At 37.9% G+C, this 16081-nt stretch carries 13 protein-coding genes, 15 tRNA genes and 1 rRNA gene; 6 read left to right on the forward strand and 23 right to left on the reverse strand.

Annotation, left to right across the window (positions count from 1 at the left end):
* From A9178_RS16375 to A9178_RS16455, 17 genes are all read right to left on the reverse strand, one after another.
* Positions 1-498: ribosomal RNA gene (locus A9178_RS16375) — 16S ribosomal RNA — on the reverse strand; the annotation flags it as partial.
* A gap of 241 nt (positions 499-739) precedes the next feature.
* A tRNA-Ile gene (locus tag A9178_RS16380) sits at positions 740-813 on the reverse strand.
* 10 nt (positions 814-823) lie between these two features.
* Positions 824-897, reverse strand: a tRNA-Gly gene (locus tag A9178_RS16385).
* Between the two features lie 12 nt (positions 898-909).
* A tRNA-Arg gene (locus tag A9178_RS16390) sits at positions 910-986 on the reverse strand.
* A gap of 15 nt (positions 987-1001) precedes the next feature.
* Positions 1002-1078: transfer RNA gene (locus A9178_RS16395), tRNA-Arg, on the reverse strand.
* Between the two features lie 3 nt (positions 1079-1081).
* Positions 1082-1170: transfer RNA gene (locus tag A9178_RS16400), tRNA-Leu, on the reverse strand.
* 5 nt (positions 1171-1175) lie between these two features.
* A tRNA-Gly gene (locus A9178_RS16405) sits at positions 1176-1250 on the reverse strand.
* Between the two features lie 25 nt (positions 1251-1275).
* Positions 1276-1360: transfer RNA gene (locus A9178_RS16410), tRNA-Leu, on the reverse strand.
* A gap of 7 nt (positions 1361-1367) precedes the next feature.
* Positions 1368-1440: transfer RNA gene (locus tag A9178_RS16415), tRNA-Lys, on the reverse strand.
* A 160-nt stretch (positions 1441-1600) separates the two neighbouring features.
* Positions 1601-1676: transfer RNA gene (locus A9178_RS16420), tRNA-Thr, on the reverse strand.
* An 18-nt stretch (positions 1677-1694) separates the two neighbouring features.
* A tRNA-Tyr gene (locus tag A9178_RS16425) sits at positions 1695-1779 on the reverse strand.
* 6 nt (positions 1780-1785) lie between these two features.
* Positions 1786-1861, reverse strand: a tRNA-Phe gene (locus A9178_RS16430).
* Between the two features lie 216 nt (positions 1862-2077).
* A tRNA-Asp gene (locus A9178_RS16435) sits at positions 2078-2154 on the reverse strand.
* 2 nt (positions 2155-2156) lie between these two features.
* Positions 2157-2233 (reverse strand) — tRNA-Met (locus A9178_RS16440).
* A 27-nt stretch (positions 2234-2260) separates the two neighbouring features.
* A tRNA-Val gene (locus tag A9178_RS16445) sits at positions 2261-2336 on the reverse strand.
* Positions 2337-2439: 103 nt separating this feature from the next.
* Positions 2440-2514, reverse strand: a tRNA-Glu gene (locus A9178_RS16450).
* 237 nt (positions 2515-2751) lie between these two features.
* Entirely contained in the window at positions 2752-3009 is a 258-nt protein-coding gene (locus A9178_RS16455) for a hypothetical protein (protein WP_068677229.1), read from the reverse strand.
* Positions 3010-3230: 221 nt separating this feature from the next.
* On the opposite strand from A9178_RS16455, the gene A9178_RS16460 reads away from it, so the two are divergent.
* Positions 3231-4277, forward strand: coding sequence for a lactonase family protein (locus tag A9178_RS16460; protein WP_082918242.1), 1047 nt, complete (start codon positions 3231-3233; stop codon positions 4275-4277).
* Between the two features lie 47 nt (positions 4278-4324).
* Here A9178_RS16460 and A9178_RS16465 read toward each other — a convergent pair whose 3' ends face one another.
* The 4 genes from A9178_RS16465 to A9178_RS19580 form a co-directional block, all read right to left on the reverse strand.
* Positions 4325-5551, reverse strand: coding sequence for an MFS transporter (locus A9178_RS16465; RefSeq protein ID WP_369801992.1), 1227 nt, complete (start codon positions 5549-5551; stop codon positions 4325-4327).
* Between the two features lie 176 nt (positions 5552-5727).
* Positions 5728-6144: a MarR family winged helix-turn-helix transcriptional regulator gene (locus A9178_RS16470; protein WP_068677233.1), complete on the reverse strand. Its 417-nt coding sequence runs from the start codon at positions 6142-6144 to the stop codon at positions 5728-5730.
* A 158-nt stretch (positions 6145-6302) separates the two neighbouring features.
* Positions 6303-6413 carry a YjcZ family sporulation protein gene (locus A9178_RS18760; protein WP_082918244.1) on the reverse strand — a complete coding sequence of 37 codons (111 nt, stop codon included), beginning with the start codon at positions 6411-6413 and terminating at the stop codon, positions 6303-6305.
* A gap of 98 nt (positions 6414-6511) precedes the next feature.
* Positions 6512-7594 carry an N-acetylmuramoyl-L-alanine amidase gene (locus A9178_RS19580; protein ID WP_068677237.1) on the reverse strand — a complete coding sequence of 361 codons (1083 nt, stop codon included), beginning with the start codon at positions 7592-7594 and terminating at the stop codon, positions 6512-6514.
* 221 nt (positions 7595-7815) lie between these two features.
* Between A9178_RS19580 and sda the strand changes: the two genes are divergently transcribed.
* A complete protein-coding gene (gene sda, locus A9178_RS16480) occupies positions 7816-7953 on the forward strand; it encodes a sporulation histidine kinase inhibitor Sda (protein WP_068677239.1) in 138 nt (45 codons plus the stop codon).
* Positions 7954-8221: 268 nt separating this feature from the next.
* Here sda and pabB read toward each other — a convergent pair whose 3' ends face one another.
* A complete protein-coding gene (gene pabB, locus A9178_RS16485) occupies positions 8222-9967 on the reverse strand; it encodes an aminodeoxychorismate synthase component I (protein WP_068677241.1) in 1746 nt (581 codons plus the stop codon).
* Between the two features lie 203 nt (positions 9968-10170).
* Between pabB and A9178_RS16490 the strand changes: the two genes are divergently transcribed.
* The 4 genes from A9178_RS16490 (at position 10171) to trpB (ending at position 14551) form a co-directional block, all read left to right on the forward strand.
* The gene (locus tag A9178_RS16490; protein ID WP_068677243.1) at positions 10171-10674 is read left to right on the forward strand and encodes an Lrp/AsnC family transcriptional regulator; all 504 of its coding nucleotides are present in this window, start codon (positions 10171-10173) and stop codon (positions 10672-10674) included.
* The gene (locus A9178_RS16495) at positions 10671-11843 is read left to right on the forward strand and encodes an aminotransferase (protein ID WP_068677246.1); all 1173 of its coding nucleotides are present in this window, start codon (positions 10671-10673) and stop codon (positions 11841-11843) included. Before A9178_RS16490 ends, A9178_RS16495 begins: the two co-directional genes overlap by 4 nt.
* Positions 11844-12114: 271 nt before the next feature.
* On the forward strand, positions 12115-13245 hold the full coding sequence (locus tag A9178_RS16500; RefSeq protein ID WP_068677248.1) for a CAP domain-containing protein: 1131 nt from the start codon (positions 12115-12117) through the stop codon (positions 13243-13245).
* 139 nt (positions 13246-13384) lie between these two features.
* The gene (trpB, locus tag A9178_RS16505) at positions 13385-14551 is read left to right on the forward strand and encodes a tryptophan synthase subunit beta (RefSeq protein WP_068677250.1); all 1167 of its coding nucleotides are present in this window, start codon (positions 13385-13387) and stop codon (positions 14549-14551) included.
* A 98-nt stretch (positions 14552-14649) separates the two neighbouring features.
* Here trpB and A9178_RS16510 read toward each other — a convergent pair whose 3' ends face one another.
* Positions 14650-15987 (reverse strand): GntP family permease, encoded by a 1338-nt coding sequence (locus tag A9178_RS16510; protein ID WP_068677251.1) that lies wholly within the window; start codon positions 15985-15987, stop codon positions 14650-14652.
* Positions 15988-16081: the final 94 nt, after the last annotated feature.

The raw sequence follows: 16081 nt of genomic DNA on the forward strand, positions 1-16081 counted from the left end.
ATGATCAGTTACTATCATACTTGTTCTTCCCTAACAACAGAGTTTTACGATCCGAAAACCTTCTTCACTCACGCGGCGTTGCTCCGTCAGACTTTCGTCCATTGCGGAAGATTCCCTACTGCTGCCTCCCGTAGGAGTCTGGGCCGTGTCTCAGTCCCAGTGTGGCCGATCACCCTCTCAGGTCGGCTACGCATCGTCGCCTTGGTAGGCCTTTACCCCACCAACTAGCTAATGCGCCGCGGGCCCATCTGTAAGTGACAGCTTACGCCGCCTTTTAAACTTCTTATTATGCAATAAAAAGTATTATCCGGTATTAGCTCACGTTTCCGCGAGTTATCCCAGTCTTACAGGTAGGTTGCCCACGTGTTACTCACCCGTCCGCCGCTCTTTCCACTACTTTCACCCCCGAAGGGATGAAAGTAGCTTCCAGCGCTCGACTTGCATGTATTAGGCACGCCGCCAGCGTTCGTCCTGAGCCAAGATCAAACTCTCCAAAAAAGTTTGTCAGAATGAACACCAATTCATTCTAATGTCTTAGCTTTTCAGAAGTATTACCTTCTGTTTTTAAAAGAAAAACGAGTTTCTTTTTTCTTGACATACTGGTTGTTTTGTTCAGTTTTCAAAGAGCAAATATTATTATCACTTCCAAAGAAGCGACTATAATAATTTATCATAATTACTATAATTTTGTCAACAACTAATTTAAGTTTTTATTTTATCCAAATTTAAATTAGTCGGATGGGCCTGAGTGGACTCGAACCACCGACCTCACGCTTATCAGGCGTGCGCTCTAACCAGCTGAGCTACAGGCCCATTTTAATAATGGAGCGGGTGATGGGAATCGAACCCACGACATCAGCTTGGAAGGCTGAGGTTATACCATTTAACTACACCCGCGTATATATGAAGTGGCCGAGAAGACAGGATTCGAACCTGCGACCCACAGCTTAGAAGGCTGTTGCTCTATCCAACTGAGCTACTCCCCGTACGCTATATGTATATGGCGCGCCCGAGAGGAGTCGAACCCCTAACCTTTTGATCCGTAGTCAAACGCTCTATCCAATTGAGCTACGGGCGCATATGGTGCCGAGGACCGGAATCGAACCGGTACGGTAGTCACCTACCGCAGGATTTTAAGTCCTGTGCGTCTGCCAGTTCCGCCACCCCGGCAAGAGTGGAGCGGAAGACGGGATTCGAACCCGCGACCCCCACCTTGGCAAGGTGGTGTTCTACCACTGAACTACTTCCGCATAACATTATAATTAAGAAATGAAATGGTGCGGGTGAAGGGAGTCGAACCCCCACATCCGAAGATACTAGATCCTAAGTCTAGCGCGTCTGCCAATTCCGCCACACCCGCAACATGATGAGCCATGAAGGACTCGAACCTTCGACCCTCTGATTAAAAGTCAGATGCTCTACCACCTGAGCTAATGGCTCATATTAAATACTCTTATCTATTGATTCAAAATAACATATTAGTGACCCCTACATCTACTAGCTTATTCAAGGAAGCTAAGTGCTTCGGGGTTACTCGAAGCAAACTCGGTAGAAGTATTGCTCGTTACTCTACCAGCTGAGCTAATGGCTCTTAATAAAATGGTGCCGGCCAGAGGACTTGAACCCCCAACCTACTGATTACAAGTCAGTTGCTCTACCAATTGAGCTAGGCCGGCAAAGTATAAACTTTTCAATGGTGGAGGGGGGCAGATTCGAACTGCCGAACCCAGAGGGAGCGGATTTACAGTCCGCCGCGTTTAGCCACTTCGCTACCCCTCCAACAGATGGTGGCTCGGGACGGAATCGAACCGCCGACACACGGATTTTCAGTCCGTTGCTCTACCGACTGAGCTACCGAGCCAGATTAAAGATTGGATAAAATTGCAATTTAGTTCTTACTATTATAATAGTAAGAAGTTTATTCAAAGAAGTAAACCTTTGCTCGTCGTGTTGAAAGTTATTTCAGAGAAGCAGCACTCCTCGCAAGCCTACAATTCGAAGCTTATTCAAGAAGTTTACGGCTTGCCCTACCAACTAAGCTACCGAGCCATAATATTGAAATAGTTATTTATTTAAATGGCGGTCCGGACGGGACTCGAACCCGCGACCTCCTGCGTGACAGGCAGGCATTCTAACCAACTGAACTACCGGACCATTGGTTGCGGGGGCAGGATTTGAACCTACGACCTTCGGGTTATGAGCCCGACGAGCTACCAGACTGCTCCACCCCGCGATGTAAGAAAAACAAATTAAATTATGATGGTGGAGGATACAGGGCTCGAACCTGTGACCCCCTGCTTGTAAGGCAGGTGCTCTCCCAGCTGAGCTAATCCTCCGAAGCATAGGATGTGCTAGTGCATGTGTTGCGACAAATCTTTACAGTGAGACGAGTAATCGGAGTCCCAGGACGTCGCGTAGTTAACATGCCTTCCTTGAAATTGGTGACCCGTACGGGATTCGAACCCGTGTTACCGCCGTGAAAGGGCGGTGTCTTAACCGCTTGACCAACGGGCCATTTTTAGATCAATTTGTCAACGCGATTTAATATACCATGTTTTCAAGTCCGATGTCAACAAGAAATTTCATATAAGTTTTTCGCGTTTTTCAACAGCAAAATTTATATTAAAGCAAACTCATATAAATGTCAACACAAAATAATAATTTTTATTATTCAATTTTAATAATCGGTAAAGATGCCCTAAAATGGCGATTAATATAATCATACCCATTATAGAAAGAAGTGAAACAACACTAAGATTCCTCTTCTATTTCGTCATTATCCAATTCCACATCCCCCAGATCTAGCCAAGATAACATTTCACCTACTACTGTGTTTACTTTTTCATTTACGATATCTTCCCCGTATTTTTTCTTCGCCTTTTCAATAAAACTTAAAACTTCATCATTATATTTGATAATCGGCTCATCACTCTCAAGATTATTAAACAGATCTAATATTTCATCTAATGCTTTATCGAATCGTTTACTTTCTATTTCAGTTGCTTTCATAAATAAGTCACCTCAGAATTATCATGCCCTAAAAAAATCATTTTGCACCTTTCTTTTAATAGGTTGTTCAAAAATGCCATTTCCTATTTCTTCGTTAGCTTGATTCTTTCCATTTCCCTTTTGATATACACACTTAAAAATAGGCAGGAAAGTGACAAGTGATAATGGAATCGATATACTTAGGTAGATAATAATTTACGTGGAAAGGAGATTCTCGGATCGTGAAATACATAGGTTACATCGGCACATATACAAAAAAAGCTAGTGAAGGAATCTATACATTTGAATTAGATACAGAAGAAAGGAAAATATCAAATGTAAATGTTGCAGCGAAAGTGGATAGTCCAACTTATTTGAAACTGACTAATGATAACAAGTTTCTTTTTTCCGTTGCAAAAGATGGGGAAAATGGTGGGGTTGCATCCTTCCAAGTTAATCATGGTACAGGTGGACTAAAAGCAATTAATAAACAATTAGAACCGGGCGCTAACCCTTGTCATATCAACACAGATACAGATTATCAATTTTTATTCAGCACTAATTACCATAAAGGTACGGTTGATTCTTATAAAATAAATCAACATACTGGAGAAATCAGCCAAGCAATATCCACTATCCAACATACTGGTAACGGCCCTGACTCAAGGCAGGAAAAGGCTCATGTTCACTATGCAGGTATGACTCCGGATGGAAAATATTTAGCTGTCGTTGATTTAGGTAGTGACTTACTTGTGACTTATCAAGTTGGTGAAAACGGAGAATTAGTCGAGGTCAGCCGTTTAGTTGTTCCTGCTGGTAGTGGACCAAGACACTTAGCTTTCCATCCAAGACTTTCTTCCATTGCGTATCTCGTAACTGAATTCAGTGGAGAAGTTTTTGTCCTATCATATGATCAAACAAATGGAAGCTTCTCCATTGTTCAATCAATTAAAACCATTCCAGAGGATTTCAAGGAAAACAATCAAGGTAGTGCCATCCACGTTTCTTCCGATGGTAAATTTGTTTACTCTGGAAATCGTGGGCATAATAGTATCGCTGTTTTTAAAGTGGATACGGAAACAGGACAATTAACCTTTATTGAGAATACACCTACAGAGGGCGACTGGCCAAGGGATTTCATTCTTGATCCAAGCGAAAAATTTCTTATCGCTTCTAATCAAGAATCAGATAATTTAACCCTGTTCTCCCGTGATACAGAAACAGGTAAATTAACATTACTACAAAAAGATATTTCTGCCCCTGAACCGGTTTGCTTAATATTTTTATAGTAAACTCATTCGAGTTGGAAGTTCTATTCATAAAAAACAGCTAGTGCTTAGAGCTCTAGCTGTTTTTTTACTTCCTCTTGAATTAGTCCAGGCTGTTTTCTTGATTGGGATACCTTTTTCCCATGTAGCAGATAATAAACAAAAATGGAAATAAAAACAAGGCATGCCATTCCAACATACATTCCTCTGTAACCTGTTAATGGTAGGGTAAAACCGAGTAAAAACGGGCCGACTCCCACCCCTGTGTCAAAGAATACAAAAAAGGTAGAAGTTGCAAGTCCAATTCTATGCGATGAGGCTTTGTTAACCGCAATCGTTTGAGCACTTGATTGCACTGTACCAAATCCAATTCCAATAACGGCTCCTGCAATAAGCAAAATCAAACCATGTGATGCTTGACTAAGCAAAATTAACCCAAAGCCAAATAGGACAAGACATGGATATATAACGGAGTTTTCTCCTTTCGAATCAAATAATGAGCCAGTAAAAGGTCTAGATATTAATAGAAAGGCGGCATACATTACAAAAAAGAAACTTGCTGCATCAACTAAATTAATTTCCGTCGCATAAGACGTCATAAACGATAAAATGCTGGAGTATACAAAACCAAGGATTGCTACAAATATGGCAATCGGTAAAGTTGTCTTTTCAAAGTAATCACTAATTTGAAAGGCCTTTCTCTCTTTCACCTTAGAAACTTGAACTACTTCAGGTAGTTTCAACGTCAATGCAGCCAAAAAGGATACTAGAGCAAAAGCTGTAGTAGTTACAAATATCACTGTATAGTCAAAATGTTGACTTATAAACAATCCTAAAAATGGACCAATGGCCATTGCCAAGTTCATACTTGTAGCAAAGTAGCCCATTCCCTCTCCACGTCTTACCATCGGAATAATTTCTGCTGCAATCGTTCCTGTTGCTGTCGTACATATACCAAATGAAAAACCATGGATAAATCGAAGGGTTAATAATAAAGGTAAATTGTTAACAGGAAAATATAATAGCATCATGGCTAAAAAAAGTACTGAACCGAATAATAATAGTTTTTTCTTACCAGCCGTTGCAATTACTTTTCCTGCTATTGGTCTTACAAGCACTGCACCAAGCACGAAAATACTTGAAGCAAGTCCTGCCATACTTTCTGATGCATGAAAACTTTCTATTGAATAAACCGTTAATGTTACAATCAACATGTAAAACGAAATAAATAATAAAAAGTTTGAGGTGGATACCATTATGAAGTCTTTCGTCCATAACTTAGGTTTTCTACTCAAACTCATTCCTCCCTTATTTAATTTTTTTGTAGCTTTGGGTACCGTAACGTATGCAGTTAATACGTGAAGAACGGAAAAGCAAGCCAACGAGCTTCCACAGGATGTGGTGACTTCGACGTTCGTCATAGGACATGACGAAACTTAGTCGAAGGTCCCCTGTATTCGACGTGTCATTTTTACCGGACTTTTTGAACATCCTCTTTTAACTTCTGGATTGTATGTAAAGTCACCATCAAATCCTCATCTGAAATTTCGCTTATCAGATTTTGTTCAAATGTGTCTACAATCCGCTTTGCATCGTCATAAACTTGCATCCCTTTTTCCGTTAAATGTATTTTTTTCTCCCGCTTATCTGTACTAGGGATTTTTTCAATTAGTCCCATTTCTTCTAAACGGTTCACGGTGCGAGTTATTGTTGGCTTTTCTACATCATAATAATTACTTATCTCAACAAGAGTAGCTGAATTAAAATGCTTCAAATAGAATACAATCGACCATTGTGAATGATATAGACCAACTTTTGCCAGTTGTTCATTTATTTTTTTCGTAAATGCCCGGGTAAACTGTAACTGATGATGAAAAAAAGAATCCACTTGAAACCTCCACTCCAACAAATTGGTTACCTAGGTAACTATACGCTTTTTTATTTGTCTAGTCAATAGGGGGGATAGGAGCCGGCGCTGGACAGTAAATAAGGCACCATTGAAAGGGTGCCCCACTTAATAGTGTTAATCAGTATAGTTTTAAAAGATTAGTAACCATTACCTACATAAGAGGTTCCGATAATAATTAATAAAATGAATAGAACTACGATTAAGGCAAATCCTCCACCATAGCCAAAGCCTTGTTCAGGTGCACCCATGAATTAACACCCCCTCATTCACATACAGAATTACTATATGTTAAAGCATACGAATTGTTCGAGATAGAAGCCCATCTTTGATACTTAAACCTCGAGAATTAAGTGAAGAGAGCTTCTGCAGTGTTTTTTCCAAAAATGCCATCTGCCTGAAGTCTTGCACTTCTCTGGAACTTCTTAACTGCATTTACAGTACCGCTACCATAAATCCCATCTACTCCATTCGTGTCATATCCTTTACTTGATAGCGTCGCCTGAATGATCCAAGTGAGATTTCCTTTAGCACCCCTATCCACTATTACTGTCTTCCGCTTCGTATTAGGTCCAAATATCCCATCTACTTTTAATCCAGCATTAAATTGTTTATTTAATTCTGTTTGGTATCCTATTACTAAAGCCCGAAGTGTTTCTGGTCCATATTTATTATCCACCCGAATTTTGGTATTGTAGCGCTTATTTAGGGTTGCTTGAATGTTTGCAATATCACCTGCTCTTTCACTCCCCGCTGAACTAACTACTTGTGATTTTCCTTCCGTTTCTTTCGGCTTTGTAACCTTGGTTGGTTCAGAGGACGACGAACCTTTGCCTGAATCTGAATTCTTATTATTCTTTTTAAGTCCAGCATATTTAGCAACAGCTTCTGCAACATTTTTCCCTGCTTGTTCCAACACTTTATCATCACGAAGTTTTTTTATATCGATACGTGAATCTACAAATCCACCTTCTGTTAAAACAGCAGGCATGTTTGTTGCATTAATTTCATATAAGTGATTTCCTTTTTTAAGACCACGATCATATAGTCCATAAGCTTTCAACATGGCTTGATGAACCACTTCTGCTAATTTTTTACTCTCTGAGGAACCTTGATAATAAAAAGTTTCTGTACCAGTCCAATCCCCCCATTTTCCCGAAAAAGCATTATGATGGACAGAGATATAAACATCTGCTCCCCAACGATTTGCTCGACTCGTTCGATTTCGAAGTGAAACATCAACTAATCCATCAGATCTATTCGCATCGTCTAATCGTATTATTTCTACACCATTGTATTTTTTTAGTTCATTTATAAATGAGGTTACCACTTTATTACTAAAATTCCATTCATATTCACCCTCAGGACTTCGCTTACCAGGGGTTGAACCAGCGCCACCGTGCCCAGCTCCGACTGCAACTTTAAATGACATGTTTCTCCCTCCTATCCCCTACATCTTACGTGTAGCAATCAAAATTCGTTCGGGCAATGAGAACCTAATCAGCCTCTCTCGTACGTAGAAAGCTATCATTTATATAAAGTGATTCTATGGTACTAAATGTTTATCTATTAAATTCTGTGGGAATATATGAAAATAAATAGTTAATGAGGCTATACTTTATAATTTTCACGCAACAACTAGGAGGATACTAGATGGATTATCTAAGTGATCATATGTTAATAAATGCGTACCATAAAGCAGTTAAATTAGAATTGGAGAAAGAATTTATAGAATTACTTGTAAAGGAAATAGAGAAAAGAAAACTTGTCACTATGAAGAGAAAAATATAGAAACCCCATTACAAACCACCAATGCTCCGGTCATTCTTGGTTTGAGATAATTAAGTAAACATATATAAAAGGAGGCTGAGACATAACTAAAGTGTTTAACTTTAAAAACGAACAACGCGCTATCAGGCAAGGAAATATACGCAGACTACTGCGAGAAGCGAAGTATATTTCCGGAGCGATTACTTGATCCAATCATGTTTGGATTTCACTAGGTAAAAATACTTTGTCTCAGCCTCTTTTTTTAGATATGGTCTATAATGATGATAGTTTATACTCTTTTATCTACCAATTTGACAGGCAGCCATTTACGTACACTATTAATTAACCAAATACCCTCTGCACTTTCTAAGTCTTCTACATATAATACTTTCTCCTTTATTTTCCCTGTTGCAATCAGGAATTCACGATAAGTTCCAGCAAGTAACCCACATTTTATTGGTGGGGTCCATAATGCCCCGCCAATCTTTAACACAACATTACCAATCGTAAATTCCGTTAGCTCTTTATTTTCATTCCATAAAAGCAAATCGTATATTCCCTCTTTACTCTGAAAGCGACTATACATCGTACGATTCGTCGTTTTATGGTAATAAAATAGATTTTCCATTTCGATTGGCTCGTTTGCAAGCATTACTTTTATCGGAACATCTAAATCAGTAATGGACTCGGCTTCTAATTCGACTTCTTCATTTTTTGAAAAAAGCAAACGAACTTTATACTGACCACTTTCATAACGTTTTGCAAATTTAAGAAAAGCTGTTTTAACCTTATCTTCATTCATTGGTATCCCAAAGTATTCAGCGCTATTGTTAAGACGATGGATATGCTCTTCTAACAGAAAATACTCACCATCCTCTAATAGCAAACTCTCCAATAATCGAAAATCCGGTCTCTCTTCTTCTAATAATTTGGCTTTATCAAGCATTTCCTGATACTCTCCTATTTTCGTAGAATCCCAAGTAATTCCACCGCCAGCACCATAAGTAGCAATCCCTGTATTTTCTTCTATGACAACCGTTCGAATTGGAACATTAAAAATTGCTTCCTTTTTCGGTGTAATAAATCCGATTGCACCGCAATACACTTCCCGTGGGGTTGTTTCCAAATCAGAAATAATTTCCATCGTACTTATTTTCGGAGCACCGGTAATGGATCCACAAGGGAAAAGGGCCCGAAAAACATCTACTAAATCAGTTTGATCCTTTACCCTCGCTTGTACAGTCGATGTCATTTGGTGAACTGTTGGATATTGTTCAATTTCAAATAATTTTGGTACATGAACTGACGTTGGTTGTGCAATGACACTTAAATCATTTCTTAATAAATCTACAATCATAATGTTTTCAGCACGATTTTTTTCCGAATGATACAACCATTTTGCATTTTCCTTATCTTCCTCCGCTGTCTTTCCTCTTTTAACCGTTCCTTTCATTGGACGGGTTGTAATTGTTTCTTCCTCCATATGAAAAAAAAGTTCAGGAGAAGCTGATAATATCCGAAAATCCCCTATATTAAGATAAGCAGAATAGTTAGATGTTTGTGCCCTTTTTAGTTTTTCAAAAAAAGCGAAATCATCACCTTGAAATTTAGAATACAACCGAGTGGTATAATTCGTTTGGTACGTAACTCCATTTTTAATAGCCCTTTTAATAGATTGAATGGATTTATTGTAATCATCTATGGTTGTAGAATTTTTCCATGGATTCACCTGATATTTTCCATTACTTTGCACGTTTTTTTTACTAACTTCCTTAAATATCCCAAACCATAATAAAGGCATTTTATTATCGGGATTCACTTTAAATTTTTCATTAAAAGCAGGCGCACTCTCATAAGACAAATATCCTGCAGCATAGTATCCCTCTTCAACCGCATCCTGAACCATTTTTAAACACGGTATCACTTCTTCCAACGTACTAGCTGAAATAACTCGAACTGGATTAGTAAAAGTATGCGGACAAATCTCCCCCGTAGATGAAGCAAATTCAAATGATAAAATAACGTCTTTATTCATTGGCTTTTTCCTTTTCATTTTTAATTATTTCTTTCTATTATAATATTATTAAATCATCCATGTCACTTCAGTTAAAGCTTCAACCAAGAAGTTTCAAATTCCATTAAAAGTCAACATTAATCTATCTTTATTTGTTGATAAATTCTGTAAAGTGATATAAATTATATACAGTTTATCGTTTAAAAATGGATGGAGGAAAAGTAATGAAATTATCTAATGATGAATTGAATATATTAGCTATTCTAGAAGAAAATCATAGAGTCTCCACGGAAGCAATGGCAATGCAATTAAATATGACTGAAGATAACGTTCAAAAGACGATTAAAAAATTAGAAGATAATAAAATAATTGTTAGTTATCCAACCCTAATTGATTGGAACCAAATTGAAGGAAAAGAAACTGTCGTTGCAATGATAGATGTTAAAGTAACACCTCAACGCGGCGTTGGATTTGATGAAATCGCTGAGCGAATTTATCGTTATCCTGAGGTTAATTCCGTCTATTTAATGTCAGGTACTTATGACTTATCTGTTACGTTAGAAGGGAAAACATTGCAAGAAGTTTCAAAGTTTGTCTCCAATAAATTATCAACGATTGATAATGTTATTTCTACAACCACACATTTTATGCTAAAAAGATACAAACATGATGGTGTCATTATTGAAGGAAACGATGAGGATGACAAAAGAATGGTGGTTACTCCATGAGTATGGACTATGAACAATACCTATCAAAAACAGCAATAGACCTAAAACCATCTGGAATTAGAAAATTTTTCGATTTAGCCGCAAGTATGGAAGGCGTCGTCTCACTTGGAGTTGGGGAACCTGATTTTGTTACTCCATGGAACATTCGTGATGAAGCTATCAACGCCCTCCAGGATGGTTACACATCCTATACCGCAAATGCTGGACTACTAGAATTACGACAAGAAATATCCAATTACGTACAAAGAAGATTTAATGTTCACTATGATCCAGAAAATCAAATCATTGTCACTGTTGGAGCGAGTCAATCTATTGATTTAGCTTTTCGCGCCATTGTAAACCCTGGTGATGAAGTGTTAATCGTAGAACCAGCTTTCGTCTCCTATGCTTCACTCGTGATATTAGCTGGTGGGGTTCCTGTCTCAATTTCTACTTATTCAGAAAATGGATTTAAGGTAACACCAGACCAAATTGAAGCAGCGATTACAGATAAAACGAAAGCCATTTTAATCTGTACACCAAATAATCCAACTGGTACTTGTTTAAATAAAGAAGAATTAACAGAAATCGCTAAAGTCATTCAAAAACATGACCTCATTTGTATTACAGATGAAATATATGCGGAACTTTCATATGATGATGGATTTACAAGTATGGCTTCTATCCCTGGTATGTATGAGCGAACTATTTTAATTAATGGTTTTTCCAAAGGTTTTGCAATGACTGGATGGAGACTCGGGTTTCTAAGCGCTCCAAAAGAAATGGTAGGTCTGATGGTCAAAATTTATCAGTATACAACCATGTGTGCACCACATATGTTACAGAGAGCTGCGATAGAAGCTTTACAAAATAGTACGGATCAAGTAGAACATATGAGAGAAAGTTACTGGCGTAGAAGAAATTATATGGTTCAAGCCTTAAATAATATTGGGCTCGACTGCCATATACCTGGTGGTGCATTTTACGTTTTTCCATCTATAAAGCATACCGGACTCACTTCCGAAGAATTCGCATCCCAACTTCTACAACAAGAAAAAGTTGCAGTTGTTCCGGGTAATGCCTTTGGTGAATCTGGAGAAGGATACATTCGTTGTTCCTACGCCACATCTATCGAACAATTGCAGGAAGCAATGAAACGTATGGAAAGGTTTATAGATTCATTAAAGTAATATTATAAATCCCTGACTTGGTAGTTGGGGATTTTTTAGCATTTATTTCTATTTAGGCTATCCATTGGTTGCTGAGCCCACTATAATAATGCTTTAACCTTTATTCTGCATATACTAATCCTCCTCATATTTGTTCATACTGTTGATACTTAATAAACGAAACTTAATCAGTGGAGTTTTCTTCCATCATCTACCAATGAAACAATCTTGGCTACGCCGTTTATTTCCATGATAAGATAGAAAAACATAGTTAGAGACTGGATGTGGGGACATGTTACGACTGAAAAATTGGATAGTTTTATTTCTTATCGCCGGGGCCTTATGGCATTTTTACGGAGAAACATACGAGCATTCTGGTTTTCAAGGTGTTTTTTATGAGATAAAAGAAGATGTAAATGAATTGATAGAAAATCCGGCTGTCACTTCAACAGTAAATACAATCAAACAAGAATTCCAAATATTAATGGCAAGGATGACAGAGTTTCAAGAAAATAATGATATGAAAACTGCGCCTATTTTAGAAAAACCAAAACTAAATGAACCAACGAATCAAACCTTTTCTATTCATAATATTGAAATTGGTGATACCAGGTCAAATGTTGAGGCACAAGTCGGATCACCAAAACGTTCAAGTATTAATGAATATGGAGTGGAATGGAGTAGTTATCATGAAAATTACCAAAACTTTTTTATGGTTGCATACGATAACCAAGATAAAGTAGCAGGATTATATACGAATCAGGATTTATTAAGTTCTACACTTGAAATTGATTTAGAAACTTCACGTGAGACAGTTTTATCAAGTTTAGACGAACCATTATCCGCAATACGTAAAGGACTAGTCCGTTATCAAATACAAAATGATGAGGAAAATGATACATTTTTCATTGATCATAACTATGTAACGATTTTTTATGATAAACATGAAAATAGTACGGTTACAGCGATTCAAATTATTAGTGCTGAACTAGAACAACAGAAGAAAGAATACTTCGGAAAACCGACTCCAGATTTAAAGGATGGACTAGAATATCAACTTTTTGACTTAACCAATGCCACCCGTGTCGTTCATGGCCTCCCTACTTTATCATGGGAAGAATCCTTGAGAAAAACTGCTCGTAATCATAGTAAAGATATGGCAGATCATAATTACTTCAGTCATCACAACTTAGAAGGACAATCACCATTTGACCGAATGAAGGAAGATGATATTGTATTCCGAATAGCAGGAGAAAATCTTGCAACAGGACAACCGAGTAGTATCTTTGCTCATGAAGGGTTAATGAATTCACAAGGTCACCGAGAAAATATATTAAAAAAGGAATTTGAATCTTTAGCTGTTGGTGTTGCTTTTAATCAGAATTCACAACCATTTTATACAGAGAACTTTTTAACAAAATAACAACCATATGGATGTAGGACTAACCTACATCTTTTTTTATAATTCCCGCAAAATTTTCAAAACATATTAAAGTCCCCTAACATTTCATATATAATAGTATAGTGAAACATAGTATTATAGATTAGGAGTTGAGCAGAGAATGAGTAAAGAAGTTATAGCTGAGAAAGGTTATTTTGGTGAATTTGGTGGCAGTTTTATTCCTGAAGATTTAAAGAAAATCTTAGATGATATTGGAGAACAGTTCGATAAGTTTAAAAACGATCCTGAATTTCTAAAGGAATATCGTTACTATCTAAAAGAATATGTTGGGCGTGAAAATCCACTAACATTCGCTAAAAACCTTACAGAAAAAATAGGTGGAGCAAAAATCTATTTAAAACGGGAAGATTTGAATCATACAGGTGCGCATAAAATCAACAATGCACTTGGACAAATTCTTCTAGCAAAACGTATGGGAGCTAAACGTATTATCGCTGAAACTGGTGCAGGACAGCATGGCGTTGCCACTGCAACAGCAGCCGCAATGGTTGGTTTACCTTGCACTGTATACATGGGTAAAGTCGATACAGAAAGACAAGCATTAAATGTATTCCGTATGCAACTGTTAGGTGCAGAAGTAGTTGCTGTAGAAGATGGCCGTGGTCGACTAAAGGAAGCAGTAGATGCAGCCTTTGAAGACCTAGTCAAAAATCACCAAAATACGTTTTATTTAATCGGTTCTGCCGTCGGACCATATCCATATCCAGAAATAGTGAAATACTTCCAATCTATCATCAGTGAGGAATCAAAAAGACAAATTTTAGAAAAAGAAGGTAAACTACCAACAGCGGTCGTTGCTTGTGTAGGCGGTGGAAGTAATGCAATTGGTTCCTTCTCTAATTACTTAGATGAGAAAGAAGTTCGTTTAATTGGTGTGGAACCTTCTGAAGCACCATCTATATCAGAAGGTATTCCAGCAGTATTTCATGGATTTAAGTCTTACACATTATTTGATGATAATAATGAGTTAAAGCCGACCAATTCGATTGCAGCAGGTCTTGACTATCAAGGGGTTGGACCAGAACATAGTTACCTACATGATTCCGGGCGAGGAGAATATGTTCAAGCAACTGGCGGCGAAGCGCTTGAAGCATTCCAAGAGTTATCTAAGGTGGAAGGAATTATTCCGGCATTAGAAAGTTCTCACGCTGTTGCACATGCTATGAAGCTAGCAAAAGAATTAAACAAAGATGATGTTATCATCGTTAACCTTTCTGGTAGAGGCGATAAAGACGTAGACCAGGTTTATACTATGTTAAATAAGTAAATTACACTTGAGCAGGATTCCCTGCTCTTTTTTTCCGAACTTATATCATTGAAATACTCCTCCAAATCCTTGGAGGAGTACCTAATTTTATTATTTATTTAAAAAATACTATACATAATAACAGCTAAGGCTAAAACAATCGTTGGTAAAATTACACTTAGTAATAAGATAGGTTTGTATGACCTCTTATGAGTTTCCCCACAAATAGCACGAACTGTTGTTACAATGTAACCATTATGCGGTAAGGAATCTAGACCACCTGAAGCTAATGCAGAAACACGGTGCATTGCTCCTGGATCTACTCCTTGCGCTAAATAAATTGGCGCAAGAATCGGTAGTGCAATTCCAAGTCCACCTGATGCAGACCCTGTAAGGCCACAAATAACTGTTACTCCAATTGCCAACCCTATTAGTGGTGGTCCTGGTATATTTACAAGACCAGTAATTAGAGAATCGAAAGCGGAGACTTGTGCCGCTACACTTCCAAAACCAACTACCGCACACGTATTGGCTAATGCTACAAGTGCATTTTGAGCACCAGTTGCAAGTGCATCCCAAAACTCCTTAATGAACCTCAACATACTTAAACATGCAACAGCAATACCTATAGTCAAAGCAATTAAAAGTGCTACAGTAGGTGTCATAAACTGACCAAGAATATTAAGTATAACAATAACTAGTACAAGTGGAAGAACAGCTAAAATGATATTCGGAAGGTCACCTTTATTTGGCTCAGGTTGTTCTTCTTCTGCCGCCAAACTAGCAGCAGTTTCATCATTTCCTTGATTTGGTAGGGAGAAAACTTCACCATTAGCAGATGCTTTTCTTACCATTGCCCCTAACCATAATCCACCAACAATCATAATCAATAATGCACATAGAACCCCAATCCAACCACCTGCAGTAGGAGTTGTCCCAAAGAATTCAGTCGGAATAATGTTTTGGATTTCTGGTGAACCAGGTGCAGTCATTGTAAAAGAAATCGATCCAAATACTAATGCTGCCGGTATGAATCGGTGTGGTAAATTAGCAGCACGGAACAAAGAAACTGCGATTGGATAAACGGCAAACCCAACAACGAATAAACTTACTCCACCATATGTCATAATTGCAGCAGCTGCAACTACAGCAAATACAGCACGCTTGGTACCAAATTTATTTTTTATCCAATTTGCGATACTATCCGCAGCTTTCGTTTCTTGCATCACTTTTCCGAAGATAGCTCCTAACAAGAATACTAAAAACCATGAAGCAAAATACCCCGTAAACCCTGTCATGTAATTGTCCATTAATGCTGTATCTAACCGTAATCCCCCAGTAATAGCAACAACAATGGAACTAAGTAGGGCTGCGATAATAATATTAACGCCTTTCATCGTAAGATAAATTAATAAAATAAGTGACCCTAATAGTCCAATCATCCCTATAAATGCCATTATGTTCTCCCCCCTTATTTTAATTTAAGCATGCATTCAAAAAGAAGGATAAAAGAAGGAACTAACTAGCCCAAGTTCCTTAGTGTCCGCGTGT

Source organism: Oceanobacillus sp. Castelsardo (assembly GCF_001659985.1).
Lineage (GTDB): Bacteria > Bacillota > Bacilli > Bacillales > Amphibacillaceae > Oceanobacillus.

Coding starts and splice junctions, on each gene's coding strand:
- pabB (WP_068677241.1), bottom strand. CDS start 9,967: ATGAATAAAGACGTTATTTTATCATTTGAATTTGCTTCATCTACGGGG.
- A9178_RS16495 (WP_068677246.1), top strand. CDS start 10,671: ATGAGTATGGACTATGAACAATACCTATCAAAAACAGCAATAGACCTA.
- A9178_RS16455 (WP_068677229.1), bottom strand. CDS start 3,009: ATGAAAGCAACTGAAATAGAAAGTAAACGATTCGATAAAGCATTAGAT.
- A9178_RS16490 (WP_068677243.1), top strand. CDS start 10,171: ATGAAATTATCTAATGATGAATTGAATATATTAGCTATTCTAGAAGAA.
- trpB (WP_068677250.1), top strand. CDS start 13,385: ATGAGTAAAGAAGTTATAGCTGAGAAAGGTTATTTTGGTGAATTTGGT.
- A9178_RS16500 (WP_068677248.1), top strand. CDS start 12,115: ATGTTACGACTGAAAAATTGGATAGTTTTATTTCTTATCGCCGGGGCC.
- sda (WP_068677239.1), top strand. CDS start 7,816: ATGGATTATCTAAGTGATCATATGTTAATAAATGCGTACCATAAAGCA.
- A9178_RS18760 (WP_082918244.1), bottom strand. CDS start 6,413: ATGGGTGCACCTGAACAAGGCTTTGGCTATGGTGGAGGATTTGCCTTA.
- A9178_RS16510 (WP_068677251.1), bottom strand. CDS start 15,987: ATGGCATTTATAGGGATGATTGGACTATTAGGGTCACTTATTTTATTA.
- A9178_RS19580 (WP_068677237.1), bottom strand. CDS start 7,594: ATGTCATTTAAAGTTGCAGTCGGAGCTGGGCACGGTGGCGCTGGTTCA.